This window comes from Synechococcus sp. J7-Johnson (genome assembly GCF_024345795.1).
Taxonomy (GTDB): Bacteria; Cyanobacteriota; Cyanobacteriia; order PCC-6307; family Cyanobiaceae; genus Regnicoccus_A.
The window spans coordinates 1-10,664 of record NZ_JAGQBU010000050.1 but is presented as its reverse complement, the minus strand read 5'-3'; the positions used below and the strand labels follow the sequence as shown (position 1 = coordinate 10,664).

Here is a 10,664-nt window from a genome sequence, read left to right as displayed (position 1 = left end):
ACTGATCAGATCCAGATCAGTTGCGGCAGCGGCGGTTTCGGGCACAGGAAGGAGGCGATACCACCGAGCGAACCCCATGCCGGCAGCTCAGGCCAGTGCGCCTGTGACACACTTTGAATCAGCCCTGGGGCCTCAGGTTCAATCCTGGCCAGGGCGTTGTCTTCGAAGGCAGCAAAACCGGTGAAGTCGTTGAAGGCCTGATCGGCGAGGTTGTTGCGATCGGCCAGAAACAGGATGCGGGGCCGGCGGCTGGGCTGGCCGGAGAGGTTCCAGCGGGCCTGAAACAGCTTCCAGATGATCTGAAAGGCGATCGAGGTTTTGCCGGTGCCGGTGGCCAGGGTGAGCAGGAGGCGGGTGCCGCCGGAGGCGATGGCCTCCAGCACGCGGGTCACGGCGATGTCCTGGTAGAAGCGGATCTGCCAGCTGCCGCCCTTGTCGGGGTAGGGGATGGCGGCGAAGCGATCCCGCCAGGCGTTCTCCTCGGCGAAGGTGCGCGCCCAGAGCTCTGCCGGCGAGGGGAACCCGGCGACCTCCGCCTCCTCGCCCGTGGCCCGATCGATGGCATAGACGCCCTTGCCATTGCTGGCGTAGGTGAAGCGGATCTGCAGCTTGTCGGCATAATCCTTGGCCTGGCCCACGCCTTCGCTGAGTGGGGCCGTGTCGGCCTTGGCTTCCACCACCGCCAGCTGGGTGTTGCGGTAGGTGAGCACATAGTCGGCGGTGAGCTGCCAGCCGCGGCGGCCGCCGCCTTCGATCCGGCCGGGGGTGATCGAAAACTCGCGGCGGATGCGGCTGCCTTCCACCACGCCCCAACCCGCCGCAACCAGCAGCGGATCGATCAACTCGGCGCGGGTTTCGGCTTCGTTCACGCCAGCAGGCTGCCCACGTGGGCGAGCAGGTCTGCGCAGAGCTGGTTCCAGTGGATCCGGTCGAGGTGGAGCGGTTCGGGGTCGTCGGAGTAGCGCAATTGGGCCGCAAACGGGCTGAGCTGATCGAGGGTGGCGAAGCGTGAGGTGACCCCAGCACAGTCTTCGATGAGGCGGCGCAGGAGAGCCAGATCGTGGCTGTAGGGATACTCCTGACCAAGGCTAGAAATCCACGCCTTCAGCGCTTTCTCTGTCGCCTGCTGGAGGTGAAACCCCCAGGTCAATTCATCGAAACCGCCTGCTTCGAGCATGGCCTGAACGGTCTTCAGATCTCGATGGGCGATCCGCAGCATCCGCTCGGCCTCGCGGCGGAAGTCATCCTGCATGGAGTGTCCTACCGGTGCGATAGGCCTCCGTCACCACGTGTTGGCGTGCAAGGCGATGGTGGGCCACCTCCTGCTGGGAATACAGGAGCAGATCGATGGGGAGCCTGTGATGGGCCAGACGCCAGGCCAGGCGGCCGGTTTCCTCAAAGCGTGAGTGCGTGGCCAGCCAGGCATCGGGCACGGTGACCAGCAGATCGAGATCGGAGTCGGGCCGGGCGGTGCCGCGGGCGCGGGAGCCAAACAGGCGCACTTCAGCGCCAGGAATGGCCGCCTGGATCTCGGCCGCGATGGTGAAAAGCAGCGGCTCATCCACCACGTCGTGATCGCTGGAGGAGCGAGCTGGGGCTGTCATGAAGGAGAGTCTGACCGATCCAGGCGATCTCAGCGACGGGCGGACTGCAGGCGCCGGCCATAGGCCTTGAATGGCGAATCCGCCCCGCTCAAGCCTCCAGCAGCGGGTTGCACACCTCAACGCCTGAAAACAGGCGGCCATGGCTGAAGTCTTCGCTGTAGAGCACCTGGCATCCGCTGCGGATGGCGGCTTCAGCGATCAGGGCATCGAACCAGGCCAACCCTTCGCTGACGGCCAGGGCATGGGCATCGAGCACCAGATTCCCTTCGGTGGCCACCACCTCGAAGTTCGCCAACGCTTCAAGGGCCAGGCGGATGTCGTCTGCGGAGAAGGCGGGTTTGAATTTGCGACTGATCACGGAGCGCAATTCGATCAACACCTGGGTACTCACGACGATCTCGTGGCCGGAGGCCAGCGTGCGCAGCCAGCGCTGGATCGCTTTGGCCTTGACGGGCTCCCGGTGATCCAGGCGATAGACCCAGAGGTTGGTGTCGATGAAAACCCTCAAGCGCTCAGCTCTCCTGGCGGGAATGCAGCGACTCTCGGGTCCAGGTGCCGGTGCTCCGGCTTGAGGTGCGCTCCGCCAGGGCATCGAGGGCATCGAGGGCCTCCAGGCGCCGGCTGCGGCCATCGACATAGCTGCGCAGAAAATTGCGCACGAGGGCATTCACGGTGGTGTGCTCCTGGAGGGCACAGGCGCGGGCCTGGTGCAACAGAGCAGGATCGAGGCTGAGAGTGAGGTTGGCCATGTTCAGCGCCATTCCTTCTGGCTTAGCACAGGATCCGTGCAGCACAGGCGTTGCGTGGTGGGTCGGTGAGCAGCAGATCCAGATCGGAATCGGGCCGCTCGGTGCCGCGAGCGCCGGAACCGTAGCCGCAGGAGTACAGGCGCACCTCGGCGCCGGGAATCGCCGCCTGGATCTCGGCCGCGATCGTGCGCAGCAGCGACTCATCCACCACGTAGGAAGTGCTGGAGGGGCGGGCCGAGGCGCTCATGGGGGGAGTCTGGCGCATCCCTCAGGGGAGCTCCAGCCAACCCCGCAGGGCCAGATCCAGATCCACCAGCACCTGGGGCTTCAGCTGCCCCACCACCTCACCCACCGCCTGGACCGGCACGGTGAAGAGTTTGTCGAGCATCAGCTGGGAGGACTTGCGCAGGCCATTGCGCCCAGAGGGCTCCACGGCGATGCGCACCAGGGGAGCCTGCCGGAGGGTGCTGGTGAGCGGGCAGAGGGTGACGCTGGGATGGGCCTGAAGCCAGCGATCCGCCTGGACCACCACCGCTGGTCGTGGCTTTCCGGAGTACACACCGGGGCTGGCCACAGTCACCACCGATCCGCGGCACAGAACGGCTGGTGTCATGCGGTCCAGTCGTTCCAGTCGGGCAGCTGCTCACTCCAGTGCGGCGGCTCCACCTGCGCAAGGTGTTCCGATTGCCTGAGTGCCTCGGCAGCGTTGCCATGGCGGCTCAGATAGTGGCTGATGGCCTCGCGGATGCAGGCGCTGCGGGTCTTGCCCAGCTGCTGTGCCAGCTGATCAAGCTGGCGCTCCAGCTCTGGCTCGACGCGCACGCCCAGGGCCATGGCCTCACCTGTAGAACGCTTTGTTCAACGCTAGCGCGGATCGGGGCCGGGGCCGTTGTGAATGACGACGGGCAAGCTTCGCCTGGAGCACGGCCAGCACCTACAGCAGGGGGCCTTCAGCCAGCACCCCGAGTCGCTTCACCAACCGGTCACGATCCAGCGTGCGGTGGTGAGCGGAGCCACGATGCAGGTGTCCATGGGCGCGTTGCGCTCAACCAGGACATCCGCCTGCCAGTCAGGTGAGTCGATGGAATCTGGGGGTGTGTCGACTCTGGTTTCGCGTGTAGGGGATCAGTTCATGGTCGGGGAAAGACTGCAGGATTCTCATGGCCACTCCCGCAGCTGCTGCGCCGACGATGGGAGATCCTGTTGAACAACAGCCCAGATCACCGATAGGCTGAGGCCGAAGTATTCATGGACAATGCGATTGCGCAGGCCCTTGATGGCGCGCCAGTCGATTTCAGGCCTGAGAAGCTTCTGATCGTCGGGGATGCTTGCAGAGGCTTCGCCGATGATTTCAAGGTTGCGGACGACGGCATCCACCGTTCGTGTGTCAGCGCAGAAGTCACGGCGCGGCATGGACCAGGCTGCTCAGAATGAAGGAGCGGCGGTTCTCCTTGATCCCGTCGGCGGCCACCAGATCCACCTGGCGACCGAGCAGGCCTTCCAGGCGATCAGCCAGGTGGATGAAGCCGAAACCGATGGGCTCGGCGAAGCTCGCCAGCAGATCCACGTCGCTGCTGGCCGTGGCCTCATCCGTGGCGAAGGAGCCAAACAGCTGCAGGCTGCTGAGCTTGAACTCCATGGCCAGACCTGGGAAGTGCTCACGCAGGACTGCCAAAACCTCAGCGCGGCTCGTGCAAGGGTGAGCAACGGATGCCGTCATGGCAGCGGCGAGGCTGGTGGCGCAATCCTAGGTGCGATGCCTGGGATGTGTCCTTGGGCCGGACTCAGAGCTCGCCGTTGAACGCCTGATGCATCAGCGATTGCTTCAACGCCGCCAGCGCCGCCTGCTTTTGCTCGTAGATGCCCGCAAGGCGTTGGGTTTCGGTGACGAGGGCGTCGATATTGGCGACTACCTTTTTCTGTTCGCTCAATGAGGGCAGCGAAATCGGGTAGGGTTCGAGCGTTTCTTTCGTCACCCCAATTTGACCTGCCGCCCGGCTGGAGTGATAGATGACGTATTCCAGAATCGTCGAGTGCTTCAGAAAGTAGAAAAGAAAGTCGCGAGAAATCTTTGATTCATCCGGCACAGCTTTCATCAGCGCCACGTTGTATGCACCATCTAACCCGCGCAGGATTTGAAACAGCGGTGGGCCGTATCGGCCAATCATCACGTCGTCGGCGCTGCAAAATCGTCTGGCCTGAGCCCGCGGAATATAGACGACGTGCTTGTCACTCTTGTAGTCACGAATCTGGATGAGCCGAATATTGTCCACGCTCTTGGTTTTTGAGAAGACGGACTTTGGCGGCTGAGAACCGCCGACAAACTGACAAACGTCACCGATAGTCATCTCCAGCCACCCCTCACCCGGCTGAGTAAAGACGGATTGGAGGTGGCTTTCAAAGAGCGCACGGGCGTTTTGGAGGTTCTTTGCGGCGTTGGCATGGGCAGTGGCGAGCCCTGCAAACGCTTCGTCCAGCACCCCGACGATCCGCTGCTGTTCGGCCAGCGGGGGGACAGGAATGGGATATGTCTCGATGAACTCTTTGGCGACCCGCTTGTGTCCGACTGCTCCACTCATTCGCGCTGTGCCCTCGATTCTGAACGCCTCCCGCGAAAGGAAGTAATACAGCCATTCCTTACTAACCGAGTTGTCCGGACGGAACACCATGTATTCGCTTGAACCGAAACCGACCCCGTTCATGAGACCGGACGCGATGCCTAGTTTCCCGTTCTCAAAACACGGTGTGATTTTCGCCAGCAGCACGTCGCCTTCTGAGAAGTAGGTGTAGCTGCCAGCGACTTCGCTTAGGGGCTTCGCTTGATTCGGAACGACGAGCATTTGGTCAATGCCCATTGCCTCCATTGGCAGGAAAGAAACCAAGTCTGAGTCGGAAAGTTTGCCGCGAGCTTCGGACTTAGGCGGCTTTATCTGGCAAGCCTCGGCAAGTGACTTTGTCGGCCACCCCATCTTCATGCGAGCAGCCCCTTGATGGTTGCCAGCACGTCCGCGCTCTCGGCATCGAGCGCGACGATTTCTTCCATGATCTCCTGCGGGCTGCGGTGCGTCACAGCCTCGCCCCGATTGGGGTTCTTCACCGAAAGATCAAAGCTTGCGGGATCGATCGTGTCTGCAGCAACGCTCCAGCTCTTGGCTGAATCGGCAAAGGTTTTCTGCAGCTCCACAAATTCCGCCAGGTCGCGGTCATTGAGCGGGTTGGTCTTCCCCAGATTGCGACCGGGGTCGAGCTGGTAGAACCACACCCTGCGGGTGGGTGCGCCCTTCTCGAAGAACAGCACCACCGTTTTCACCCCCGCCCCCTGGAAGGTGCCGCCCGGGCAATCCAGCACCGTGTGCAGGTTGCACTCCTCCAGCAGTTTCTGGCGTAGGGCCACCGAGGCGTTGTCGGTGTTGGATAAAAACGTGTTCTTGATCACCACCCCGGCACGGCCGCCGGCCCGCAGCAGGCGGATGAAGTGCTGCAGAAACAGAAACGCCGTTTCACCGCTGCGGATCGGGAAGTTCTGCTGCACCTCCTTGCGTTCGCTGCCACCAAAAGGCGGGTTGGCGAGGATCACATCAAAGCGGTCTTTCTCCTGCACATCGCTGAGATTTTCGGTGAGGGTGTTGGCGTGGATGATCTTCGGAGCCTCGATGCCGTGCAGGATCATGTTCATGATCGCGATCACATAGGCGAGGCTCTTCTTCTCCTTGCCGGTGAAGGTGCGGCTCTGCAGCGTGTCGAGATCGCCGGTGCTGAGCTCGCGGCAGGTGGCGCCACCCTGGCGCATGAACTCAAACGCCTCGCACAGAAACCCCGCCGATCCCACCGCCGGGTCGTAGACCGTTTCACCGATCCGCGGGTTCACCACCCGCACAATGGCGCGGATCAGGGGCCGGGGCGTGTAGTACTCACCGCCGTTGCGGCCGGCGTTGCCCATGCGCTTGATCTTCTCCTCGTAGAGCATCGAGAGCTCATGCTTCTCGGCCTGAGAGCGAAAGCGCAGGCCATCGATCAGGTCGATGATCTCGCGCAGGTTGTAGCCGCTGGAGATCTTGTTGCGCAGTTCTCCGAAGATCTCACCGATCTTGTACTCGATCGTATTCGGCCCGCTGGCGCGCTGCTTGAACTGCTCCAGGTAGGGGAACAGGCGCTGGTTCACAAAGTCGCGCAGGTCGTCGCCGGTGAGGGCGGCGTGGTGATCGAGCTGGCCGCTGGCGTTCTTCGGTGCCGCCCAGCTGTTCCAGCGGTAGGGCTCCGCCAGGATGGGCGTGTAGCTGTGGCCCTCCAGGGCGGCCACGGCGGCCCGGTCGTCTTCGAGGCCGTCGAGGTACTTGAGGAACAGCAGCCAGGAGGTCTGCTCGGTGTAGTCGAGCTCGGTGCCGCAGCCGGCCTCCTTGCGCAGGCAGTCGTCGATGGCGCGGAAGGCCTGCTCAAACGAGCTGGGGGCGGCGGCGCGGGAACCGCTCGGGGCGCGGCTGGAGCGGGAAGGGCTGGTGCCATGGCCTTGAGACCCATCTGCCAGGGCCACCGAGCCACCGCGCCCGCGGCCGGGCACGATCAGCCTGCGACTCAGCAGGTCGCCCTTCACCGCTTCGTAGCTGGCCTCGTCCCATTCCAGCGTCTCCCGCAGGCGACCGTTGCCCACTGATCCGCCCAGGGCTTCGAGGGCGCCGAGGAACTCGTCGTGGAGGTCATCGTTGCCGCCGGCGACGCTCTGCGGGCTTTCAGCGGCGTCGGTCAACGGGTGGAGGAGTTCTGTCACCTCAGGATGCCAGCAGGCACGCGGGCTGGGCAAGGCTCACCGTCGATGGTCTCCGCCCGGGGGATGAGGCAGGGAAATGCACACAGGGATGAGCTGCTCGGGGGAGAGAATCAGCCTTGGTACTGGGGGGGCGATATGTACGATTTGCTCACTTGCCGGGGCGTATTTGACCCTGACGCTACTTTGCCCCAAACAAAAATGTAAGAAATCGCGCCACTTACCCGCGGGGCACAGCCCCGGTCAAGTGCAGCTTGGGTTAGCTTGCTTTTTAGTTAGTCTACTAAAATAAGTACTCAATTACCCAATCTTGACAATATCATCCGGTTTCCAGGGATGGTCAAAGAAAGGCTGCAGCGGGCCATAAAGGCGCAGGATCATGAACCAGCCCTTGCCGGGAATCGTCTGCGCCCAGTTGTTCTCCATGCCGGGTGGCGCCTTCGGGCCGAACCATACGTCGACCGAGCCGTCGGCGTTCTGTTTCGGCTGGTCACTCGATGCGTTCGACGTCTGGCAGCACCCACGTCTTGTCGAAGAGCGATGGCAGGGGACCGTAGAACCTGAACAGGATCTCGAATTCCCCATTGGGATCAGTGGGGGTCCAGTTCGACTCTTTACCCTCCGGCGCTCTGGGGCCGAAGTACAGGTCCACCGATCCGTCCGCATTGACCTGCAATCCTGGGCTCTGGGAAGAACGCGCTGCATGAGATATCTCGCGGATGAGGGCGTGGGTCTTAAAGTCGTAGATCGTAGCCGACCAGTATTGCCGGATGGGAGCATTGGCCGGGATGTTGAGCCGGTAAGTCTTTCCGCCGTCAAGCGTCTGGCCCTCTTTGTCGTCAATGGCCATCAGGTAGAACTGGCCTTCACCCATCCGCTTGGGCGTGAAGAAAATAAAAGAGAACAGCAGTCCTCGCGCATCGACCGGATAGAGGTTCGGATCCGCAAACTGCTCCTGGGACGCTTTGAAGACGAGTCCAATGGACTCAGGAAAGGACCACCGGCTACCCTTGACGAAAGCGCCTCCCCTGACCACTTCCTTGTACGTCCCGTCGAGGAACGCATGCCCCTGCGCGGCTGCCTCATTGAGCAGTTTGGTGCACTCCGCGTCCGGTGCGAACGGCTTTCCTTTTTCAATGCCGATCATGCGCAACGTATCGATCAGGGTCCGGTCGCGCTCCAGCCAGGGTTCGTACTGAACGATACGGTCCAGCGACTCAAAAAAGCGGATGTCATAGGGTATGGTCGAATCGTAGAGCACGCCAGCCGCATCCACATACACGGTGGGGGGCGGAGCCTGTGCCTGCGACAAGGGGTAGATCTTCATCCGCTTGCCGTATTCCACCGCCTTGGCCAGGTCTTCCTCGCTACCGCTCTTCAGGACGGACCGGATGAGTGCATATCCCTTGTAGGTCAGCGACGGCAAAACGATGTATCCCTCAGGAACCTTCTCGTTGTAGCGCGGTGGCAGGATAAGGTATTTTCCGCCCTTACCCTGGTCTACACCAGCCACACCAATGTCCTCGAGCGGCATCTGCCAGGCATCCATGATGTGGCCGACGATGGCACCGTCATCGGCTGGGGGGATCTCCAGCACAATCGGCCCCACCTCTTTCGAATCAAAGTAGGGCGTGAAATAGATGACATCGGTGTTGGGCGTGAGTGTCTGGGTCTTCCAATCGAGCAAGCGCGACCAATACAGCATCTGGTTGTCCCGGCATGCGGTCTCGCGCAGCATCGCCTGGTACATGAGATCACGGTTGACTGCCGGCATCCCCCAGATGATTGCCTCGATGGCGCGATGCTGCAAAACCTGTCGCTTGATTTCAGGAAACGTCCCGGGACGCGCATCCAAAGACACTGGCTGAGTCGCAGCGGCGATGATTCCTTGTGTTGTCTCTTTGTTCATGGGTTTGTCCTTGTAAATATCGAATCGTTGGTAATGCCATATCGACGTTCAGACTTTCACGATGTCGTCGGGCCGCCAGGTTTGATCGAAGAAAGGCTCCAGAGGGCCGTACAGGCGAATGTAAGTGAACCAACCTTTGCCAGGAACCGTCTGCACCCAGTTCCTTTCCTTGACTGCTGGTGCGCTAGGGCCAAAATAGAGGTCATAGGAACCATCAGCATTCTGTTCCGGCCCATCAAATTGGCTGATGCTGGGCTTAGGCATGCCGTTTTGCAGCAGCGAGCGTGTCATGGGATCGTATAACGTCACCGACCAGAATTTGTTGATGGGAATGTTGGGCGGCAGGTGTAACTTGTAGGTTTGGCCGCCATCCAGGTAATCGCCGTCGGCATCCACATAGGCGCTCAAGTACTGAGATCCGACACCAACCACCTTGTTTACCATCGCCGGGGTCACGCAAATGGCAGTAAAGTGGTACAAGGTTCTGGCATCGAGGTTGCTAGCGCCATTCCTCAAGAATTCGTGGCTACCGCCCACAAAGATATATTCCCAATTGCGATCCGGATACACTTTCGCTTCCGGTTCGCGCGATTGATAGGCAATGGCCCTGGCCATACCCAACCCGGTCTTGGCCGCCGTATCGAGGATCTGCTTCATGCGCTCGTCGGGGTCAAACGTCTTGCCCTTCTCGATACCCAGCGATCGCAACAGCCCCAACTGTTCTGGCGCAAATGCCGCCGTCGGCTCGTATTGAATCACCTGGTCGAGGTTGACGAAATACTGGAGATCATTGGGGTGGGTGGTATCTGCCGACATGCTGCCGCAATTCATGATATTGGGCCTTCTGTAGCCATCCTTTAACGGGTAGACCGCACAATGATCGCCATACCACTGGATGGCCTGTTCGCCCATGCCGCTGATCTGTTGGCTGGCACGCGCCATGACCCAAACTCTGTAGGTGCGCGAACGCGCGACAAAATAACCTTCCGGCACGTCACCTTCATAATCTGGCGGAAGCAGCAGATATTTGCCCCCCTGCCCCTGATCCGGGCCAGCCATGCCAAAATCAATGACATACCGGAAATAGGCATCGTTGGCCATCCCCAAGACCTGCGGTGGGATTTCAACCACCGTGGGGCCATCTTTTTTGAGGTCCACATTACAGGCAAAATAAACGCTTTCCGTATTGCCGGTCAAAACCAGCGGGATGGCGGATAGCAAATCGGCGGCCACCGCCAGGTCAGAACATTCCTTACAACCCCAACCTCTTTCCTGCCCCTCAAGCAAGGAATACATCGACATTGCCGGCATAAAGTCAAGGTAGGCCTGGCAGGCGCGCTGATAATCGAGCGCATCGAACAGCTTTTGGGCGGTCTCTTTGGTTGGATACCCATCCAGAACAAAGTCAAAATCCCCGATCGGTGTCGACAGCCTTTCTGTGTCCATCGTTCTTGTCCTGAATGCTTGTCTCTAGCCCGAATCAAGATTAGCCAGGCTTTGTGGGTACGCTCCTCAGGGCTGATTCAAAGTGTGTCACAGGCGCACTGGCCTGAGCTGCCGGCATGGGGTTCGCTCGGTGGTATCGCCTCCTTCCTGTGCCCGAAACCGCCGCTGCCGCAACTGATCTGGATCTGATCAGT

Annotated in this window: 14 protein-coding genes and 1 pseudogene; all 15 read right to left on the bottom strand. The window is 60.9% G+C overall.

Translation table 11 applies throughout. From position 1 onward, the window contains the following. Positions 1-131: 131 nt before the first annotated feature. Positions 132-869, bottom strand: a pseudogene (locus tag KBY93_RS15345) (DEAD/DEAH box helicase family protein); the annotation flags it as partial. Next, positions 866-1,252 (bottom strand): HEPN domain-containing protein, encoded by a 387-nt coding sequence (locus KBY93_RS15340; RefSeq protein ID WP_255095299.1) that lies wholly within the window; start codon positions 1,250-1,252, stop codon positions 866-868. The pseudogene KBY93_RS15345 and the gene KBY93_RS15340, both read right to left, overlap by 4 nt. Beyond that, positions 1,242-1,604, bottom strand: a complete 363-nt coding sequence (locus tag KBY93_RS15335) for a nucleotidyltransferase domain-containing protein (RefSeq protein ID WP_255095298.1) — start codon at positions 1,602-1,604, stop codon at positions 1,242-1,244. The genes KBY93_RS15340 and KBY93_RS15335 overlap by 11 nt, the downstream gene beginning before the upstream one ends. Positions 1,605-1,692: 88 nt before the next feature. Next, positions 1,693-2,112: a PIN domain-containing protein gene (locus KBY93_RS15330; protein ID WP_255095297.1), complete on the bottom strand. Its 420-nt coding sequence runs from the start codon at positions 2,110-2,112 to the stop codon at positions 1,693-1,695. Positions 2,113-2,116: 4 nt separating this feature from the next. Then, entirely contained in the window at positions 2,117-2,353 is a 237-nt protein-coding gene (locus KBY93_RS15325) for a hypothetical protein (RefSeq protein WP_255095296.1), read from the bottom strand. Between the two features lie 22 nt (positions 2,354-2,375). After that, complete coding sequence (locus KBY93_RS15320) at positions 2,376-2,600, bottom strand: hypothetical protein (protein WP_255095295.1); 225 nt, start codon at positions 2,598-2,600, stop codon at positions 2,376-2,378. A gap of 21 nt (positions 2,601-2,621) precedes the next feature. Further along, positions 2,622-2,966: a type II toxin-antitoxin system PemK/MazF family toxin gene (locus tag KBY93_RS15315; RefSeq protein WP_255095294.1), complete on the bottom strand. Its 345-nt coding sequence runs from the start codon at positions 2,964-2,966 to the stop codon at positions 2,622-2,624. Then, positions 2,963-3,187: a ribbon-helix-helix protein, CopG family gene (locus KBY93_RS15310; protein WP_255095293.1), complete on the bottom strand. Its 225-nt coding sequence runs from the start codon at positions 3,185-3,187 to the stop codon at positions 2,963-2,965. Before KBY93_RS15310 ends, KBY93_RS15315 begins: the two co-directional genes overlap by 4 nt. Before the next feature lie 324 nt (positions 3,188-3,511). Beyond that, positions 3,512-3,766 (bottom strand): DUF86 domain-containing protein, encoded by a 255-nt coding sequence (locus KBY93_RS15305; RefSeq protein ID WP_255095292.1) that lies wholly within the window; start codon positions 3,764-3,766, stop codon positions 3,512-3,514. Next, positions 3,753-4,073, bottom strand: coding sequence for a nucleotidyltransferase family protein (locus tag KBY93_RS15300; protein ID WP_255095291.1), 321 nt, complete (start codon positions 4,071-4,073; stop codon positions 3,753-3,755). The genes KBY93_RS15305 and KBY93_RS15300 overlap by 14 nt, the downstream gene beginning before the upstream one ends. Before the next feature lie 64 nt (positions 4,074-4,137). Further along, positions 4,138-5,328, bottom strand: a complete 1,191-nt coding sequence (locus KBY93_RS15295) for a restriction endonuclease subunit S (protein ID WP_255095290.1) — start codon at positions 5,326-5,328, stop codon at positions 4,138-4,140. Further along, the gene (locus KBY93_RS15290) at positions 5,325-7,097 is read right to left on the bottom strand and encodes an N-6 DNA methylase (protein WP_255095289.1); all 1,773 of its coding nucleotides are present in this window, start codon (positions 7,095-7,097) and stop codon (positions 5,325-5,327) included. The genes KBY93_RS15295 and KBY93_RS15290 overlap by 4 nt, the downstream gene beginning before the upstream one ends. 318 nt (positions 7,098-7,415) lie before the next feature. Beyond that, positions 7,416-7,700, bottom strand: coding sequence for a DUF1214 domain-containing protein (locus KBY93_RS15285; RefSeq protein WP_255095288.1), 285 nt, complete (start codon positions 7,698-7,700; stop codon positions 7,416-7,418). Then, positions 7,606-9,024 (bottom strand): DUF1254 domain-containing protein, encoded by a 1,419-nt coding sequence (locus tag KBY93_RS15280; protein ID WP_255095287.1) that lies wholly within the window; start codon positions 9,022-9,024, stop codon positions 7,606-7,608. The genes KBY93_RS15285 and KBY93_RS15280 overlap by 95 nt, the downstream gene beginning before the upstream one ends. A 48-nt stretch (positions 9,025-9,072) precedes the next feature. Beyond that, positions 9,073-10,470 carry a DUF1254 domain-containing protein gene (locus KBY93_RS15275; protein ID WP_255095286.1) on the bottom strand — a complete coding sequence of 466 codons (1,398 nt, stop codon included), beginning with the start codon at positions 10,468-10,470 and terminating at the stop codon, positions 9,073-9,075. Positions 10,471-10,664: the final 194 nt, after the last annotated feature.